Below are 16,749 nucleotides of genomic sequence, written 5' to 3' on the forward strand. Positions count from 1 at the left end.
CTTCCGAAAAGGAGGTTGGCCCGGGGAACCGGGGGCTGCGCAAAAAAGGCACAACGCCAGCGCAAGCCCACGAACCGGTGCCCTATGTTTAACCTTGGAGAAACTTGCAATGAAAAAATCTCTGATTGCTATCGCTGCTCTGGCTGCTGTGGGCGCCGCTTCCGCTCAGTCTTCCGTGACCCTGTATGGTCTGGCTGACGTCAACCTGGGCTACAGCAAGGATACCGTTACCGTAACCACCCCCGATGGCTCTGGTAAGCTGACCAACCGCAAGACCGGCTTCCAGTCCGGTGGCCTGCAGGGCAGCCGTCTGGGCGTGAAAGGTGTTGAGGACCTGGGCAACGGTCTGAAGGCTGTGTTCAACTACGAGCTGGGTTTTGACGCCATCAATGGCGCCTTCACCGACAACAGCAAAGACGGCATCGGCTTCAGCCGCCGTGCTGTGGTGGGCTTGCAGGGTGGTTTCGGCAGCGTGCTGTTCGGTAAGGACTACACCCCCCTGTACAACCTGATCACCGCCACCTCCGCTGACGGTCAGTCTTCGTTCGATGCAGGCGCACTGACGACTGGCGCCCCGAACCTGAACGGCGTGGGCGGCAGTTCGTACAAGCTGGGCGGCTACAAAGAGCGTGCTTACGGTGTGCACTACGCTGGCAACTTCTCTGGCGTTGGCGTGCAGGCTTTTGGCGAATACAGCAACTCCAAGACTGAATTGGCCGTGACCGGCCAGCAAACCAATGTTTCGGCAAACACCAAGAGCCAAGGTTACGGCCTGGGTGTGAGCTACGCTAACGGCCCGTTCATGGTCGGCGTTGCTGGTCACCAAGTGAAAGATACGGCGGCGGGTACGACTGTGTCCAAGATCACTGAGTATGGCGTGGGCGGTACCTACGATTTTGGTGCAGCCAAGCTGTTCGCTAACTACCTGTACAGCAAGAACCGTCCCAACGCTGTTTTGGATGCCCTCAATGCAAACGTGAATACCAAGGCTGAAGAAGCCAACATTGGCGTTCTGGTACCTTTCGGAGCCGCTTCCCTGGTTGCTGAATACGGCCACAACCGTGTGAAGTTCTACGACGGCGTGAGCGGTGAGCAAATGGCCAAAGGCAAGGGCAACGACTGGATGATCGGTGCCAACTACGCTTTCAGCAAGCGCACCGACGTATACGCTCGCGTTGGCCGCAGCAACGACCTGAAGGTTGAAGGCGTGAACGGCTATTTCGACGACATTACTGCTCGCGCCAAGACTGAAAAGGCTGCCATCGGCCTGCGTCACAAGTTCTAATTCACGGCTGGCGTCAGCCAGCTTTGAATCAGCTTGATGCGAAAGCCACCCTTCGGGGTGGCTTTTTTGCGTCTGCCATTAAGCTGGGCAGTGTCCAAAACACAACGATTTAGCACGATCGTTCGGGATTGTCCCTATTCGAACTTTCCGCGTGCTTTTTACAATTTGATCCAGCGAATCAATGGGATACGCTGTATCGAAAAGCGTTGTTTGGACACAGTTTAGGAGACAAGATGAAACGTAATGCTATTGGCGCCGCCGTTCTGCTGGCCATGCTGCCTGTCACGGGTGCATTTGCAGCCGGCCTCGATCGTTCCGGCCAGCCGGTGGCCCCGATTTTCCAGCAGGGCAACCTCATCGAGCTGGGCTGGACCTCGCTCTTTCCTACTGTGGAGGGCAAAGAGAGCATCGGCCTGAAGCGCGACATTCCCAACATGGCTGACAAGTACTCCTTCCCGTCCGGAGCCATCAAGTACCAGGCGAATGACCAGTGGTCGTTCTCCTTCCTGTACGACCATCCGTTCGGTGCAGATGCTGCCTATGAAGGTACCAATATCTTTACCACCACTCCGGCCGAGCGCGGGGCGGCTGCCACGCTTCCATTGGCAGCCAAGCTGGCGGCCGCCAACCCCACATGGAGCCAAGACCAGATCAAGGCGGCCGTCCAGGGTTTGCTCGCGCCCACGCCCACGCCTAGCCCCGAACAAATTGCAGCACGTCAAGCCGTAGCGAAGTATTCGACCTTGGCAACGGGTTCCGATGCGACCAACGTCAGCGTTACCACACAGAGTTTCTCCCTGATTGCCGGCTTCCAGCCCAACAAGAACTGGCACTTCTACGGCGGCCCGGTCTACCAGACCGTCAAGGGTGACTTGAGCCTGCGCGGTGCGGCTTACTCCGTTTTCAACGGCTACGACGCCACCTTCCATAACTCGGGTGCCTGGGGCTTCCTGGCGGGTGCCGCCTACCAGATTCCCGACATCGCCTTCCGCGCTGCGCTGACTTACCGTTCGGCCATCAAGCATGATGTGGACACCACCGAAAACTTCGTCAACTACCAGAAGCTGGGCGGTGCAGCCGGCACCAGCGGCACCACGCGGATCAAGACGCCGCAATCCGTCAACCTGGACCTGCAAAGCGGCGTGGCGCCCAACACGGTGGCCTTTGCCAACCTGCGCTGGGTGGACTGGTCCAGCTTCAGCATCCGTCCGGGCCAGTTCGGCGCCGTTTCGAAGGATCTTGGCCCGTACGTTGGCAAGCCCAACGGCTTCAACCTGGTCGAGTACGGCAAGGACCAATACAGTGCCACCGTAGGTGTGGGCCGCAAGTTCAACGAGCAATGGGCCGGCAACATGTCCCTGGGCTGGGACAGCGGCACGGGCGAATACGTGACCACCCTGGGCCCGACCAAGGGCAACTGGAACCTGGGCATCGGCGCGCAGTACAGCCCGACCAAGAACTTCTACGTGGGCGTCGGCGCCAAGTACTTCTGGCTGGGGGATGCCAAGGCCCAGGTCGCCTCCAATGTCGGTAGCACAACGTATCAGGCCGACTTCAAGGACAACAACGCCGTGGCCGTGGGCGTGAAAGTGGGTTACCGCTTCTGATCCCGGTCCGCTGACCCAGTTGGAAAGAGCGTCGCTTGTGCGGCGCTCTTTTTTTAACCAATCACCCTCCCCGAAACCTTGGGTGGTTCAAAATTGCGTGGCGAGATCGAATCCGCTCTGCACCCTAATGCAATGCCGGCTCGTAAGCGACGAAAAATCGTTGTGCGAGCTTGGCAAGACGTTTGTCGGCTGTCCACAGCAGGGCTCCGGCTGTGAGCAGGGTGGACGACAGCAGCAACAAATCCACCAGGCCGCAGCCCAGGCCATACAAGTGCTCACGCTGGATGAAATCGAGGACTTCCGGCAAGGCCGCTTGCTGGGGCTGCGGAAGGAGCAACAAGCTGCTCAGGGTTTGGTCCCGCTGGGGGGGAGTGCCGCAGGCTATTTCGCCGATCACGAGCGGGTGTGCCATGACCCGGTTGAGACTCAGCAACTCAACCAGCGTGGAGTTTCCATGCCTGAAGTGTTCGACCCAGATCGAAGTGTCAACCAGAACCTGTTTCATTGCTCGCCACTTTCGCGGCGGCGTGGAATCTCCTGCATCTGAGGGGCGGTGCCGCCCAGTGCGGCCAGCCGTTTTCCGGCCTGCACCTGGATGAAAATCTTGATGGCCTCCCGGAACAGGTCAGCCTTGTCCATGGAAGCGTCCGCAACTTCCAGCGCTTGCCTGTACAGCCGATCATCAATCGTCACGGTGGTTCTCATACTTGCTCCTGCATCAAATTTGTTATCACATTACATCATATTTGATGCGACTTCAAGTGGCTCCCGTATGTTGGAACAAAAAGAGGCGCTTGCGCGCCTCGTTCGTATTCAGGGTCGTCAATCAGGTGTCATAGCCCGGCTGCCGCCCGCAGCAGCGCCGCCTTGTCCGTCTGCTCCCAGCTGAATTCCGGCTCGCTGCGGCCAAAGTGGCCATAGGCGGCGGTCTTGGTGTAGATCGGGCGCTGCAGGTTCAGCATCTCGATGATGCCCTTCGGACGCAGGTCGAAGTGGTCCTGCACCAGCTTTTCGATGGCATGGTCCTCGATCACGCCGGTGCCTTCGGTGTACACCGTCACGTTGATCGGGCGCGCCACGCCGATGGCGTACGACACCTGGATCTGGCACTGGCGCGCCAGGCCGGCCGCCACGATGTTCTTGGCCACATAGCGCGCGGCATAGGCGGCAGAGCGGTCCACCTTGGTCGGATCCTTGCCGCTGAAGGCGCCACCGCCGTGCGGGCAGGCGCCGCCGTAGGTGTCCACGATGATCTTGCGGCCGGTCAGGCCGCAGTCGCCCTGCGGGCCGCCCACCACGAAGCGGCCGGTGGGGTTGATCAGGAATTCGGTGTCCACCAGCATCTCGGCCGGAATCACCGGCTTGATGATGCTCTCGACGATGGCCTCGATGAACTCGGGCTTCATCTTGTCGCCCACGCTCATTTCGGGCGTGTGCTGGCTGGAGATGACCACGGTCTGCACGCTCTGCGGCTTGCCGTCCAGATAGCGCATGGTGACCTGGGCCTTGGCGTCCGGGCGCAGGAAGGGCAGGGTGCCATTCTTGCGCAGTTCGGCCTGGCGTTCCATCAGGCGGTGGGCGTAGTGGATGGGCGCGGGCATCAGCTCGGGCGTTTCATCGCAGGCGTAGCCGAACATCAGGCCCTGGTCGCCGGCGCCGGTGTTGAGGTGGTCGTCGCTGGCGTGGTCCACGCCCTGGGCAATGTCGTTGCTCTGCTTGTCGTAGCAGACCATCACGGCGCAGCCCTTGTAGTCGATGCCGTAGGCGGTGTCGTCGTAGCCGATCTGCTTGATGGTGTCGCGCGCCACCTGGATGTAGTCCACGTTGGCATTGGCGGTGATTTCGCCGGCCAGCACCACGAGGCCGGTGTTGGTCAGCGTTTCGGCCGCCACGCGCGCGCGCGGGTCCTGCTCGAGCAGGGCGTCGAGGATGGCATCGGAGATCTGGTCGGCAACCTTGTCGGGGTGGCCTTCGGAGACGGATTCGGAAGTGAAGAGAAAGTCGTTCGCCATGCGGGGAAGCTCCATTTTTTGTTGGCACGGTTGAAACAGACGCGTTGCCAATCGAGAGCCTGGCGAACGCTTTAGCAGTAGGCCGCTGTGCCGGTGGGCAGGCCCTGGATGGTTGGCGGCCGGGGGTTCCGGTCTGCCTTCCCGCATCCCCGTGCGACAATGTCGGAGGATGGATCGCCCTGCAAGTTGCTCGTTTAACTCGGCGATGGGGGCTATTGTAATGAATCCGTCAAAACCCGGCCAGAAGTGCAGGTTCTGCCCTGGCTGCAAACACTTGCCATGGATCAACTGTTTCGATTTTTTGCCCGTTTTCCTCTCTGGCTGCTGCACGGCATGGGCGCCGTGGTGGGGTGGCTGGTGTATGGCCTGTCGTCGCGCTACCGCCAGCGCTGGGCCGAGAACCGCGATCAGGCCGGCCTGAGCAAGGCGCAGGTGCGTGGCGCCATTGCGCACGGCGGACGCATGATTTTCGAGTTGCCGCGCATCTGGTTCGGCAAGCCCGCGCCCTATCAGTGGCAGGGTGTCGAACATGTGGAGCGCGCCTATGCGGCTGGCAAGGGCGTGGTGTTCCTCACGCCGCACATGGGCTGTTTCGAAATCACGGCGCAGGCGCTGGCCGAGAAATTCGGCCCGCAATATGGCGATCTCACCGTGCTGTACCGCCCCGCGCGCCAGGCCTGGCTGGCCGAGATGATGAAGCATGTGCGCCACCGTCCGGGGCTGAAGTCGGCGCCAACCACGCTGGCCGGCGTGCGCCAGATGATCAAGGCCTTGCGCAAGGGCGAGGCCGTGGGCCTGCTGCCCGATCATGTGCCGCCGGAAGGGCAGGGACTGTGGGTGCCATTCTTCGGGCGCCCGGCCTACACCATGACGCTGGCGGCCAAGCTGGTGCAGCAGACCGGGGCCGAGGTGATCGTGATCTGGGGCGAGCGACTGCCGCACGGGCGGGGATTCCTGCTGCATTGCAACCCGCTGTCCGAACCCCTGCCGGCCGAACTGGAGCCTGCGGTGGCGCAGATCAACCGCGAGATGGAAAAGGTGATCCTGGCTGACCCCAATCAGTACATGTGGAGCTATGCGCGCTATCGCCAGCCGCGGCCGCAGCCGGCGGTGGAGCAGGCGGGCAAGGAGCCTGTGGCATGAGCGAGCCGTCGCAGCGTGACATGACGCCCCCGGTTGCGGGAAGTACACCCGTGGGCGAGGCGCGGGCGCCCGCTCAGGCGGCGAAGGCTTCGGAGCGCCCGCTGAAGCCGCAGGAAAAGGAGTTGCCCCCGCTCGGCGGCCGGGAGCGTCTCTGGTACGCGGTGCTGGGCGTGCTGGCGTATCTGCCGTTGTGGGTGTGGCGCGCCCTGGGGGCTGCGCTGGGAAGCCTGTTGTACTGGGCCATTCCGCGTCGCCGCCATGTGGCGCTGGTGAACCTGGCGCTGTGCTTTCCGGAGTGGAGCGAGGCCGAGCGCAAGCGCGTGGTGCGGCGCCACTTCATCGTCTTTGTGCAGACCTTTTTCGACCGCATCTGGCTCTGGCATGGCAGCCCGGAGCTGTTGCGCAAGCGCCTGCGCATGGTGGGCGATGTGCAGGCCCTGCAGGGCGATGAGCCCACCATCCTGTTTGCGCCGCATTTCGTCGGGCTGGATGCCGGCGGCATGGCCTTGTCGGGGCAGCTGCCGCAGCGCGACTTCATCTCCATCTACACGCCGCAGCGCAATGCGGGGGCCGACCGCTGGCTGCGGCGCGGCCGCACGCGCTTCGAGAATGCGCGCGTGGTGTGGCGGCGTGACGGGGTGAAGCCCATCATTGCGGCGCTGCGGCAGGGGGGCATGCTCTACCTGCTGCCCGACATGAACTTCGGCCCGCAGGAGTCGATTTTCGTGACCTTCTTCGGCCAGCCCGCGGCCACCGTGCCTTCGCTGTCACGCTTTGCACGGCTGGGCAGGGCGCAGGTGGTGACCACTGTCACCTTTCTCGATCCGCATGGCTACACCATGCATGTGGAAGGGCCGTGGAAGGACTTTCCCACGGCCGATGTCGAGGCCGATACCCAGCGCATGAATACTTACCTCGAGGCCTGGGTGCGCAAGCGCCCGCACGAGTATTTCTGGGTGCACAAGCGCTTCAAGACGCGGCCGGAGGGGATGCCGCCGGTGTATTGAGGGTGAGCGCGGAATTTGACTTTTGGCATCAATGTGGAATGATGCAATTGTCTTTTCGCATTCTTCTGATGACCATGCGTCCTTCCGTAGCCCTCCACGCCAGACGATATGCTGTGCTTGCAGCAACGCAGCGTTTTGGTGTGTCCAATCCGCGCGTGTTTGGCTCGGTGTTGCGGGGCACTGATACAGAGGGCAGCGACCTGGATCTTCTGGTGGATGCGAAGCCGGGAACGACCTTGTTTGACCTTGGGGGGCTCAAGGACGAGCTTGAGGAGGCTTTGGGAATCACCGTGGATGTGCTGACGCCGGCCGATTTGCCCGCCAAGTTCCGCGCCGCTGTTCTGGCGGAGGCGCGGGCCATATGAGCATCAACCGGTTGCCGGACTATATCGAGCACATGCAGCAGGCTGCGTCGGATGCCTGAGTCTTTACAGCGGGGCTGTCCAAGGCGGATTTTCTTGAGGACAAGCGCACGCAGCAAGCAGTCATCATGAGTCTCATCATTCTTGGCGAAGCGGCCACCAAGGTGATGGATGGCTATCGTGATTTTGCGGCCAGCCATGCAGAAATTCCATGGCGCGGCATGGGGGATGCGTAATCGCATCGCGCACGGCTACTTCGAGATCAATCTGGAGCTTGTTTGGGATACTGTGCAGCAGGCTTTGCCCGAGCTGTTGGCGCAGCTGCCTCGGGTGCATGCCGCTGCTATGGAGCAGGGCTAGCGTCGTCTCCCATGTTGTCGGGGTCGTCAAGACATTCCGGCTCATCGGGAGCATCTGCATCAGGGAACCCGCTCTCGGATGTGGGCAGGTCACCATTGTCGTGCGTCCAGTCCCACAGCAGTTGCGCCACTTCGGCCACGCCCTGCTTCTTCAGGGCCGAGAACAGCATCACGTCGCCGCCGCCAGCCTGCAGGCGCGTGATGGAGAGCACCTTGGCGGCTTCGCTGCGGGTGAGCTTGTCGGACTTGGTGAGCAGCACCAGGAATTTCAGGCCTTCCTCCACGCGCGGGCGGATGGCTTCCAGCAACAGTTCGTCCAGCTCCGTCAGGCCCAGACGCGGATCACTCATCAGCACCACGCCCTTGAGGTTCTTGCGCGTGACCAGGTAGTTGGCCATGACGCGCTGCCAGCGCTGCTTGTCGGCCAGCGGCACCGAGGCGTAGCCGTAGCCGGGCAGGTCGGCCAGCACCGCATCGGTCTCGCCCTGGCGGCCGAGCGCGAACAGGTTGATGTGCTGGGTGCGGCCCGGCGTCTTGGAGGCGTAGGCCAGCTGGCGCTGCTGCGTGAGCGTGTTGATGCAGGTGGACTTGCCGGCGTTGGATCGGCCGACGAAGGCAATCTCGGGAACGTCCAGCTCGGGCAGCTGGTGCAGCTGCGCGGCAGTGGTGAGGAAGCGCGCGGTGTGCGTCCAGCCCAGCGCGGTTGGCGTCTTGGGCGGTTTGGCGGGAGCGGCGGGCTTGCTGCGGGACGCAGACTTGGGGGAGCGCGGAGAGGCGGCCATGGCGGAATCGCTGTGAAGGGTCTTGCCCGGGAGCAAGCATTGCTGCGCGAATGGCAACAGAAAATGAAGGCAGGGTTATTTTTGGTTACCTTGCGTTGTAGAATGAAAGAGTTTACCCGGATTGAGCGGTCTTCCGGGGTCTCTGTTCACTACGGACCCATGCAACCATGAAGCCTGTTATCTCTTTTGCTGCTTCCCTGATTTCCGCCGCGATGCTGGCTGCTGCCGGTTCGGCCGTGGCTGCCACGCCCGCTGCTGCTCCTGCTGCTCCCAACCTGGAAAAGGGCAAGGCATCGTTCAATGCAGTGTGTGCTGCCTGCCACGCGGCTGACGGCAACTCCACCATTGCTGCCAACCCGGTGCTGGCCCAGCAGCACCCCGAGTACATCATCAAGCAGCTGCAGGAATTCAAGGAAAACAAGCGCAAGGGCACCGTCATGGCCGGCTTTGCCGCTCCGCTGAGCGATGAAGACATGCGCAACATCGCCTACTTCGTGCACAGCCAGAAGGCCAAGCCCCAGGCCGCCACCAACAAGGATACGCTCGCCCTGGGCGAGAAGATCTGGCGCGGCGGCATCATCGCCCGTGGCGTTCCTGCCTGCGCAGCCTGCCACAGCCCCAACGGCGCCGGCATGCCGATCAAGTATCCGCGTCTGGCAGGCCAGCACGCCGGCTACACCGAGCTGCAGCTCAAGGAATTCCGCGACGGCATCCGCACCAACGACAAGGTCATGCCCGAAGTGGTCAACGGCATGAACGATGCCCAGATCAAGGCGGTTTCCGACTTCATCCAGGGCCTGCGCTGATCCTGACGCTTTCGGCGGCCAGCAGTTCGCGCTGCCGGAGCAGCAGGTGCAGGGCTCCTGCCATACCTCAAGAGCGGGCTGCGGCCCGCTTTTGTGTTTTTTGAATCTGGTTAAGACCGGCTTCAGTGAATACCCGTATCATGTGCGCGGGTGCGGTGCGCGCCTGATGTTTGCCCCAGACCACAGATTTTCCCGAGCATGACGACTTTTTCCACACAAGGCCTGCAGGTACGCAGCGGCGGACGCTGGTGGCGCTCTGCCGTCGAACTGGTGTCGTCCATGCGCTTTGCCATTGCGCTGCTGACCATCATCTGTGTGGCGTCGGTAATCGGCACCGTGGTCAAGCAGCACGAGCCGTTCAACAACTACATCAACCAGTTCGGCCCGTTCTGGGCGCGCGTGTTCGAGGCGCTCAGCCTGTACAGCGTGTACAGCGCCTGGTGGTTTCTGCTGATCCTGGCGTTTCTGGTGGTGAGCACCAGCCTGTGCATTGCCCGCAACCTGCCCAAGATCGTGCAGGATCTGCGCAACTACAAGGAAAACATTCGCGAGCAGGCGCTCAATGCCTTCGGCCAGAAAGCCACAGCGCAGTTTGGCGAACAGCCCGAACAGGCGGCCCAGCGTATCGGCCGCACCCTGGCCAGCGGCGGCTGGAAGGTGAAGCTGCAGCAGCGCCAGACCGCGCAGGGCGCAGGCTGGATGGTGGCGGCCAAGGCGGGCGGCATGAACAAGATCGGCTATCTGGCTGCGCACAGCGCCATCGTGCTGATCTGCATCGGCGGCCTGTTCGATGGCGACCTGATGGTGCGTGCCCAGACCTGGTTCAACGGCAAGAGTGCCTACACCGGCGGCGGCATGATTGCCGACATCAAGCCCGAACACCGCCTGAGCGCCAGCAACCCCAGCTTCCGCGGCAACCTGTTCGTGCCGGAGGGCACGGCGGCCGACAACGCCATCCTCAACCAGAAGGATGGCGTGCTGATCCAGGAGCTGCCCTTCATCCTGGAGCTGAAGAAGTTCATCGTCGAGTATTACCCCACCGGCATGCCGCGTGTGTTTGCCAGCGAGGTCGTCATCATCGACAAGGAAACCGGCAAGCGCGAGGACGCCCGCATCGAGGTGAACAAGCCGGCCAGCTTCAAGGGCATCGAAATCTACCAGTCCAGCTTCGAGGATGGCGGCTCCGAGATCACGCTGCAGGCCATCGGCATGGGCAATCCCACTGCGCCGTTCGAGGTCAAGGGCGCGGTCGGCACTTCGCAGACCATGGTGGGCGGCAGCGACAAGCGCACGCTGGAGATCACCAACCTGCGCACCATCAACGTCGAGAACTTCGGCGACGATGGCAAGGGCGACCGTGGCGTGGACGTGCGCAAGGTCGACCTGCAGCAGACCCTGAAGCAGAACCTGGGTTCGGCGCAGAACAAGAAGGAACACCAGTTGCGCAACGTGGGCCCGAGCGTGACCTACAAGCTGCGTGATTCTTCTGGCCAGGCGCGCGAGTTCAACAACTACATGCTGCCGATCAACTCAGGCGAAGGCGTGCCAGAGTTCATGTTCGGGGTGCGCGCCAATACCGCCGAGCCCTTCCGCTACCTGCGCATTCCGGCTGATGAGAAGGGCGAGCTGAACGAATTCCTGCGCCTGCGCGAGGCGCTGATGGATCCGGCGCTGCGCGCCGAGGCCGTCAAGCGCTACGTGGCGGCCAATGCCGGCACCGAAAGCCCCGAAATGACCGAGCAGCTCAGCGCCTCGGCCGAGCGCGTGCTGTCGCTGTTCGCCGGCGACCCGGCGCTGTTGCCGCAGGCGCGCCTCGATCCCAACAGCGAGGCCGCCCGCAGCTTCGGCCTGCAGGCGATTGCCGCCTTCATCGAGAAAACCATCCCGCCGGACCAGCAGACGCGCTTTGGCGATGTGCTGCTGCGCATTCTCAATGGCACGCTGATCGAGCTGCTGCAGGTGGAGCGTGCCAGGGCCGGCCTGCCCGAGCTGGACTTGAACAAGGAACAGAACCGTGCCTTTATGGCCCAGGCCGTGGTGGCGCTGAGCGATGCGCCGCTGTATCCTGAACCCCTGCTGTTCCACATGAAGGAATTCAAGCAGGTGCAGGCCAGCGTGTTCCAGGTGACGCGCAGTCCGGGCAAGTGGGTGGTCTATCTGGGCTGCCTGTTCCTGATCCTGGGCGTGTTTGCCATGCTCTATATCCGCGAGCGCCGCGTGTGGGTGTGGATTACCCCGACAGGTGAGCAGGGACAAGCGAGCAGCGCTACCATGGCGCTGTCCAGCAACCGTCGCAATATCGACAGCGACAAGGAATTTGCAGTGCTTAAAGACAAACTGCTGGGAGTCCGATGACATGAGTACCCCTATGAGCACCACCAGTCCGCAGGCGCCCATTGGCGCTCCGGTCACCATCACGCTGAGCGAAGGCTATTTCAGCCGGCGCAACTGGTTCGACTGGCTGTTTGCCCTGCTGGTCGTGGCAGGCGGCGTGTTTGCCTTCCTGCAATACAACCACGCCATGGATGGCTACGAGAAGGGCATCCTGATCGGTACCGTGCCGGTGCTGATCTGGCTGGGCTGGTTCTGGCGTCCGGCGGCTGTCCTGATGCTGGTGGTGGCGGCGTTTTCGCTGCTGTCCATCTCGCTCTATGACGGCGACCTGAAGCGCGCCGACAGCGTGTTCCTGCTGAAGTATTTCCTCTCGAGCCAGTCGGCCATCCTGTGGATGTGCATGCTGTTCTTCATCAGCACGATCTTCTACTGGATCGGCATGTTTACCGGCAAGATCGAGTCCGATGGCGTGGACGCCTACCGCAGCAACACCATGGAAGTGCTGGGTTCGCGCATCACCTGGACGGCAGTCGGCATGGCGCTGATCGGCACCATGGTGCGCTGGTACGAAAGCCACCACATCGGAGCCGGCATCGGCCACATTCCGGTCAGCAACCTGTACGAAGTGTTCGTGCTGTTCTGCTGGATGACGGCGCTGTTCTATCTGTATTACGAGATGCAGTACCGCACGCGGGCGCTGGGCGCCTTCGTGATGCTGGTGGTGAGCGCAGCCGTGGGCTTTCTGCTGTGGTACACGCTGGTGCGCGAGGCGCAGGCCATCCAGCCGCTGGTGCCGGCACTGCAGAGCTGGTGGATGAAGCTGCACGTGCCCGCCAACTTCATCGGCTACGGTACCTTTGCCCTGGCTGCCATGGTGGCCTTTGCCTATCTGATCAAGAAGCAGGCGACCGAGACCAAGTGGTACAAGCTGGCGCCGCTGTGGCTGCTGGGCATCGTGCTGTGCCTGGAGCCGGTGGTGTTCCGCCAGAGCGGCATGCAGACGCTGAGCACCTACTGGGCGATCTATTTCGGCATTTCCGCGCTGATCGTGGCCGGCATCCTGCTGGGCCGCAAGGCGATTGCGGCGCGCCTGCCGGCACTGGAAGTGCTGGATGACGTGATGTACAAGTCCATCGCCGTCGGCTTTGCCTTCTTCACCATTGCCACCGTGCTGGGTGCCCTGTGGGCGGCCGAGGCTTGGGGCGGCTACTGGAGCTGGGACCCGAAGGAAACCTGGGCCCTGATCGTGTGGCTGAACTACGCGGCCTGGCTGCACATGCGCCTGATGAAGGGCCTGCGCGGCACCGTGGCGGCCTGGTGGGCGCTGGCCGGTCTGGCAGTGACGACCTTTGCCTTCATCGGCGTGAACATGTTCCTGAGCGGCCTGCACAGCTACGGTACGCTCTGATCGCGGCGACGCACGGCAGGAACGGGCATCCGGTGACGGGTGCCCGTTTTTCATGGAGGGTGCGACTGGATACCTTGCTTGGTGCACAGCGTACGGATTGCCGCTGCGGGCGCTATCCCTGACACCGTGGTGAGGACTCTGCCCCCAGGCCGGGGCGGGGAGTTGCATGTCTGCAAGAATGACGCTTCCACGTTGCAAGGAGCCAGCCATGCATTACCACCGCGAGCGGGGATTCGAGCACCGGATCTCCAGCGAGATCACCGATCCTGCACAGTACGCCGCACGGCGCCAGTGGCTGCGCGAGGCGGGGCTGCTGGCGACAGCAGCCGTTGCCGGAGGCATGGGCGTGGCCGGCGTGGCGCACGCCCAGGCGACGGGCACACCCGGGGCACGCAAGCTGGCAGCCAGCAAGTCGCGCGTGCTGGGTGCCAGCAGCAGCGAAGCGCAGACGAGCTACCGCGACGCCACGCGCTACAACAATTTCTATGAATTCGGCACCGGCAAGGATGATCCTTTCCGCCACGCAGGCCGCCTGCGGACCTCGCCCTGGACGGTCCGCATCGAAGGCGCCGTGCACAAGCCGGTCACCCTGGGGATCGAGGACCTGCTGAAGCTCGCTCCGCTGGAGCAGCGCGTGTACCGCCTGCGTTGCGTGGAAGGCTGGAGCATGGTGATTCCGTGGGTGGGCTATTCCCTGTCCAGCCTGCTGCGGCGTGTGGAGCCTACGGGCAGCGCGCGCTTCGTGGAGTTCGTGACGCTGGCGGATGCGAAACAGATGCCGGGGCTGCGCTCCTCGGTGCTGGAATGGCCGTATGTCGAAGGCCTGCGGCTGGACGAGGCCATGCACCCGCTGACGCTGCTGGCGCTGGGCATGTATGGCGAGGTGCTGCCGGCGCAGAACGGGGCACCGGTGCGCCTCGTGGTGCCGTGGAAATACGGTTTCAAGAGTGCCAAGAGCCTGGTCCGCATCCGCCTGACCGAGCAGATGCCGCGCACGGCGTGGAACAAGGTGGCGCCGAACGAGTACGGGTTCTATTCGAACGTGAATCCCTCCGTGCCGCACCCGCGCTGGAGCCAGGCGACGGAGCGCCGTATCGGCGACAGCCTGTGGACGCCGCGGCGCAAGACGCAGCTGTTCAACGGTTACGCGCCGCAGGTGGCCAGCCTCTACACTGGCATGGATCTGACGAAAAATTTCTGAAGGAACGATGATGGATGTGATCAAGCGCATGCTGGCCAGCCGCAAGGCCAAGCCCGTGCTGTGGATGCTGGGGCTGTTGCCGCTGGCCTGGATGGTGTGGCAGACGATGCAGGGCGCTTACGTGAACCCGGAAGAGTCGCTGGTGCGCGGGGCGGGGGACTGGGCGCTGCGCTTTCTGTGCCTGACGCTGGCCGTCACGCCGGCGCGGGTGACTTTCAAACTGCCGCAGGTGCTGCGTTTCCGGCGCGTGCTGGGCTTGCTGATGTTCAGTTATGCCGTGGTGCATCTGGTGCTCTACATGGGGCTGGCCATGGGCTTCAGCTTGGGCGAGATCGCCACCGACATTGCCGACCGGCCCTTCATCCTGGCCGGGATGCTGACCTTCCTGCTGTTGCTGCCGCTGGCGCTGACCTCGAACAACGCCGCGATCCGGGCGCTGGGGGCGTCCAACTGGCAGGCGCTGCATCGCCTGATCTATGTGGCGGCCGGCACGGCGGTGCTGCATTTCCTGTGGATGCGCGCCGGCAAGAACGATACGGCCGAGGTGTGGGTCTACACCGCCATCCTCGGCCTGCTGCTGGGCTGGCGGCTGTGGTACTGGAACCGCAGCCAGCCGGCGGCGGGGGCTTGCGGACATTGAATGTAGATCACACAGATACCGAATCCGGGCGGCTGTGGTGGAATGTCGCCCTCCGCCAAAGACAGCCAAGGCAAGCCCCAAATCAGCTGAGCCTGGCCACTCGGAACAGGGCTTGGGCAGCACTGTCCTTCGTGGCTGCCTTGCTAGATCAGAGCAGGCGCTCGCGCGCGTAGATGGCGCTTACGGTTTCGCGTTCGGCCACCAGATGCGCCTTGCCGTCGGCAATCAGCACTTCGGCGGCACGGCCACGGCTGTTGTAGGTGCTGGACATGCTCATGCAGTAGGCGCCGGCAGACAGCACGGCCAGCAGGTCGCCCTGCTGCACGGACAGGGCGCGGTCGCGACCCAGCCAGTCGCCGCTTTCGCAGACCGGACCGACCACATCGTAGGTGGTGGCGGCTGCGTCCGCTTGCGCCTGTTTCACCGGCACGATCTGGTGGTAGGCCTCGTACATGGCGGGGCGCGGCAGGTCGTTCATGGCAGCGTCGACGATGCAGAAATTTTTGGCTTCGGCATGCTTGAGGAACAGCACTTCGGCCACGCAGATGCCGGCGTTGCCGACCAGCGAGCGACCGGGTTCGATCAGCAGCTGGCGGTCGCCCATGCCGCGGGCGTCCATCTCGGCCAGCAGCTCCTTCCACAGGTCGTTGGCGGCAGGCGGGGTTTCATCGGCGTAGGTGATGCCCAGACCGCCCCCGAAATCGAAATGCGGCAGCGGGATGCCGTGTGATTCGATCAGCTGCACCAGATCCAGCATGCGCTGCATGGCGTCGAGGTAGGGGCCGGGCTGGGTGATCTGCGAGCCTATGTGGCAGTCGATGCCGACTACCTGCAGGCCCGGCAGGCTGGCGGCCAGCTGGTAGGCGCCCAGCGCCTCTTCGTGCGCCACGCCGAACTTGTTGCCCTTCAGGCCGGTGGAGATGTAGGGATGGGTGCGGGCGTCGACGTTGGGGTTGACGCGGATGCTGATGGGCGCCTGGCAGCCCAGCTCCACGGCAACCTCGTTGAGCACGTGCAGTTCGTTGATGCTTTCGACGTTGAAGCAGCCGATGCCGGCCTGCAGCGCCTGGCGCATTTCGCTGCGTTTCTTGCCGACGCCGCTGAAGATGATCCTGGCCGGGTCGGCCCCGGCTGCCAAGGCGCGCTCGAGTTCACCGCCGGAGACGATGTCGAAGCCGCAGCCGGCCTGGGCAAACACCTGCAGCACGGCCAGCGTGGAGTTGGCCTTCATGGCGAAGCAGATCAGGGCGTTGCGGCCGGCAAAGCCCTGCTGGTAGGCCTGCAGCGCGCGCAGCATGGTGGCCTTGGAATAGATGAACAGCGGCGTGCCGTGCTCGCGCGCCAGATCGGCGACGGACACGCCGTCGACACAAAGCTGGTTGTTGGCATCGTAGGCCAGGGAGGGGGCGCCGGGGAGTTGCAGGGTGGTCATGATGGCGGTGCTTCGCAGGAGGGAAGGGGATCGGGGCCGAAGGCCGAAAGGGGACGGGGCGTCAGCGGATGTCGTCGTGTTGCAGCGGGTCTGCTTCAACGTCTGGCGCGAGGATGGGGGCCGGTAGAGGGGCAACGGCCGGCGTGGCGCCCGAAGCCGTGACGGAAGCGGACGCCGCGCTGGCGGCGGGCGTGGCTGCCCTGGCGCGTGGCAGTACCGGGCCAAGCAGTGTTTCGGGCAGCGTGGCACGGTGGGCCGCTTCCGGCGCGGTGGGCAGATACAGAGGCCCTTTCTGGCCACAGCCCATCAGCGGGGTACAGCACAGGCCGAGCAGGGCGCTGTTTACAATGATTCGGACATTCAACATAGGC

At 63.3% G+C, this 16,749-nt stretch carries 16 protein-coding genes and 1 pseudogene; 11 read left to right on the forward strand and 6 right to left on the reverse strand.

Translation table 11 applies throughout. The features are described from left to right. Positions 1 to 94: 94 nt before the first annotated feature. Together BMW28_RS01505 and BMW28_RS01510 are read left to right on the forward strand one after the other, a co-directional pair. Positions 95 to 1,285, forward strand: a complete 1,191-nt coding sequence (locus BMW28_RS01505; RefSeq protein ID WP_159430674.1) for a porin — start codon at positions 95 to 97, stop codon at positions 1,283 to 1,285. A gap of 233 nt (positions 1,286 to 1,518) precedes the next feature. Further along, positions 1,519 to 2,892 (forward strand): OmpP1/FadL family transporter, encoded by a 1,374-nt coding sequence (locus BMW28_RS01510; RefSeq protein WP_091813052.1) that lies wholly within the window; start codon positions 1,519 to 1,521, stop codon positions 2,890 to 2,892. Positions 2,893 to 3,016: 124 nt separating this feature from the next. On the opposite strand, the gene BMW28_RS01515 is transcribed toward BMW28_RS01510, so the two are convergent. The 3 genes from BMW28_RS01515 to metK all read right to left on the reverse strand — a co-directional run bounded on the left by BMW28_RS01515 (position 3,017) and on the right by metK (position 4,904). After that, positions 3,017 to 3,397, reverse strand: a complete 381-nt coding sequence (locus tag BMW28_RS01515) for a PIN domain-containing protein (RefSeq protein ID WP_091813054.1) — start codon at positions 3,395 to 3,397, stop codon at positions 3,017 to 3,019. After that, on the reverse strand, positions 3,394 to 3,597 hold the full coding sequence (locus tag BMW28_RS01520) for a DUF2191 domain-containing protein (RefSeq protein ID WP_091813055.1): 204 nt from the start codon (positions 3,595 to 3,597) through the stop codon (positions 3,394 to 3,396). Before BMW28_RS01520 ends, BMW28_RS01515 begins: the two co-directional genes overlap by 4 nt. A 128-nt stretch (positions 3,598 to 3,725) precedes the next feature. After that, on the reverse strand, positions 3,726 to 4,904 hold the full coding sequence (metK, locus tag BMW28_RS01525) for a methionine adenosyltransferase (RefSeq protein WP_091815324.1): 1,179 nt from the start codon (positions 4,902 to 4,904) through the stop codon (positions 3,726 to 3,728). A gap of 279 nt (positions 4,905 to 5,183) precedes the next feature. On the opposite strand from metK, the gene BMW28_RS01530 reads away from it, so the two are divergent. From BMW28_RS01530 to BMW28_RS01545, 4 genes and pseudogenes are all read left to right on the forward strand, one after another. After that, the gene (locus BMW28_RS01530; RefSeq protein WP_091815327.1) at positions 5,184 to 6,047 is read left to right on the forward strand and encodes a lysophospholipid acyltransferase family protein; all 864 of its coding nucleotides are present in this window, start codon (positions 5,184 to 5,186) and stop codon (positions 6,045 to 6,047) included. Further along, entirely contained in the window at positions 6,044 to 7,054 is a 1,011-nt protein-coding gene (locus tag BMW28_RS01535) for a lysophospholipid acyltransferase family protein (protein WP_234969931.1), read from the forward strand. Before BMW28_RS01530 ends, BMW28_RS01535 begins: the two co-directional genes overlap by 4 nt. Positions 7,055 to 7,128: 74 nt before the next feature. Beyond that, entirely contained in the window at positions 7,129 to 7,419 is a 291-nt protein-coding gene (locus tag BMW28_RS01540) for a nucleotidyltransferase family protein (protein ID WP_091815332.1), read from the forward strand. A 122-nt stretch (positions 7,420 to 7,541) separates the two neighbouring features. Further along, positions 7,542 to 7,776 (forward strand): annotated as a pseudogene (locus BMW28_RS01545) (HepT-like ribonuclease domain-containing protein). Here BMW28_RS01545 and yihA read toward each other — a convergent pair. Next, positions 7,760 to 8,557: a ribosome biogenesis GTP-binding protein YihA/YsxC gene (gene yihA / locus BMW28_RS01550; RefSeq protein ID WP_091813057.1), complete on the reverse strand. Its 798-nt coding sequence runs from the start codon at positions 8,555 to 8,557 to the stop codon at positions 7,760 to 7,762. The pseudogene BMW28_RS01545 and the gene yihA overlap by 17 nt on opposite strands. 167 nt (positions 8,558 to 8,724) lie before the next feature. On the opposite strand from yihA, the gene BMW28_RS01555 reads away from it, so the two are divergent. The 5 genes from BMW28_RS01555 (at position 8,725) to BMW28_RS01575 (ending at position 14,946) form a co-directional block, all read left to right on the forward strand. Then, positions 8,725 to 9,363, forward strand: a complete 639-nt coding sequence (locus tag BMW28_RS01555; protein ID WP_091813059.1) for a c-type cytochrome — start codon at positions 8,725 to 8,727, stop codon at positions 9,361 to 9,363. 198 nt (positions 9,364 to 9,561) lie between these two features. Next, a complete protein-coding gene (locus BMW28_RS01560) occupies positions 9,562 to 11,718 on the forward strand; it encodes a cytochrome c biogenesis protein ResB (protein ID WP_091813061.1) in 2,157 nt (718 codons plus the stop codon). A 13-nt stretch (positions 11,719 to 11,731) separates the two neighbouring features. Beyond that, entirely contained in the window at positions 11,732 to 13,105 is a 1,374-nt protein-coding gene (ccsB, locus tag BMW28_RS01565; RefSeq protein ID WP_091813063.1) for a c-type cytochrome biogenesis protein CcsB, read from the forward strand. A gap of 208 nt (positions 13,106 to 13,313) precedes the next feature. Next, positions 13,314 to 14,306, forward strand: a complete 993-nt coding sequence (gene msrP, locus BMW28_RS01570) for a protein-methionine-sulfoxide reductase catalytic subunit MsrP (protein ID WP_091813064.1) — start codon at positions 13,314 to 13,316, stop codon at positions 14,304 to 14,306. Between the two features lie 7 nt (positions 14,307 to 14,313). Beyond that, positions 14,314 to 14,946, forward strand: coding sequence for a protein-methionine-sulfoxide reductase heme-binding subunit MsrQ (locus BMW28_RS01575; RefSeq protein ID WP_327020804.1), 633 nt, complete (start codon positions 14,314 to 14,316; stop codon positions 14,944 to 14,946). Positions 14,947 to 15,094: 148 nt separating this feature from the next. Here the strand turns inward: BMW28_RS01575 and lysA are convergent, their stop codons facing one another. Both lysA and lptM read right to left on the reverse strand, forming a co-directional pair. Then, positions 15,095 to 16,378, reverse strand: coding sequence for a diaminopimelate decarboxylase (lysA, locus tag BMW28_RS01580; protein ID WP_091813066.1), 1,284 nt, complete (start codon positions 16,376 to 16,378; stop codon positions 15,095 to 15,097). A gap of 61 nt (positions 16,379 to 16,439) precedes the next feature. Further along, on the reverse strand, positions 16,440 to 16,745 hold the full coding sequence (lptM, locus tag BMW28_RS01585; RefSeq protein ID WP_200785694.1) for an LPS translocon maturation chaperone LptM: 306 nt from the start codon (positions 16,743 to 16,745) through the stop codon (positions 16,440 to 16,442). Positions 16,746 to 16,749: the final 4 nt, after the last annotated feature.

The sequence above is a fragment of the Allobrachymonas denitrificans DSM 15123 genome (genome assembly GCF_900110225.1).
Classification (GTDB): domain Bacteria; phylum Pseudomonadota; class Gammaproteobacteria; order Burkholderiales; family Burkholderiaceae_C; genus Brachymonas; species Brachymonas denitrificans.

Bases quoted from the DNA above. Each gene is read 5' to 3' on its own strand.
- BMW28_RS01510 (WP_091813052.1), top strand. From the start codon at position 1,519: ATGAAACGTAATGCTATTGGCGCCGCCGTTCTGCTGGCCATGCTGCCT.
- BMW28_RS01515 (WP_091813054.1), bottom strand. From the start codon at position 3,397: ATGAAACAGGTTCTGGTTGACACTTCGATCTGGGTCGAACACTTCAGG.
- BMW28_RS01520 (WP_091813055.1), bottom strand. From the start codon at position 3,597: ATGAGAACCACCGTGACGATTGATGATCGGCTGTACAGGCAAGCGCTG.
- metK (WP_091815324.1), bottom strand. From the start codon at position 4,904: ATGGCGAACGACTTTCTCTTCACTTCCGAATCCGTCTCCGAAGGCCAC.
- BMW28_RS01530 (WP_091815327.1), top strand. From the start codon at position 5,184: ATGGATCAACTGTTTCGATTTTTTGCCCGTTTTCCTCTCTGGCTGCTG.
- BMW28_RS01535 (WP_234969931.1), top strand. From the start codon at position 6,044: ATGAGCGAGCCGTCGCAGCGTGACATGACGCCCCCGGTTGCGGGAAGT.
- BMW28_RS01540 (WP_091815332.1), top strand. From the start codon at position 7,129: ATGCGTCCTTCCGTAGCCCTCCACGCCAGACGATATGCTGTGCTTGCA.
- yihA (WP_091813057.1), bottom strand. From the start codon at position 8,557: ATGGCCGCCTCTCCGCGCTCCCCCAAGTCTGCGTCCCGCAGCAAGCCC.
- BMW28_RS01555 (WP_091813059.1), top strand. From the start codon at position 8,725: ATGAAGCCTGTTATCTCTTTTGCTGCTTCCCTGATTTCCGCCGCGATG.
- BMW28_RS01560 (WP_091813061.1), top strand. From the start codon at position 9,562: ATGACGACTTTTTCCACACAAGGCCTGCAGGTACGCAGCGGCGGACGC.
- ccsB (WP_091813063.1), top strand. From the start codon at position 11,732: ATGAGCACCACCAGTCCGCAGGCGCCCATTGGCGCTCCGGTCACCATC.
- msrP (WP_091813064.1), top strand. From the start codon at position 13,314: ATGCATTACCACCGCGAGCGGGGATTCGAGCACCGGATCTCCAGCGAG.
- BMW28_RS01575 (WP_327020804.1), top strand. From the start codon at position 14,314: ATGATGGATGTGATCAAGCGCATGCTGGCCAGCCGCAAGGCCAAGCCC.
- lysA (WP_091813066.1), bottom strand. From the start codon at position 16,378: ATGACCACCCTGCAACTCCCCGGCGCCCCCTCCCTGGCCTACGATGCC.
- lptM (WP_200785694.1), bottom strand. From the start codon at position 16,745: ATGTTGAATGTCCGAATCATTGTAAACAGCGCCCTGCTCGGCCTGTGC.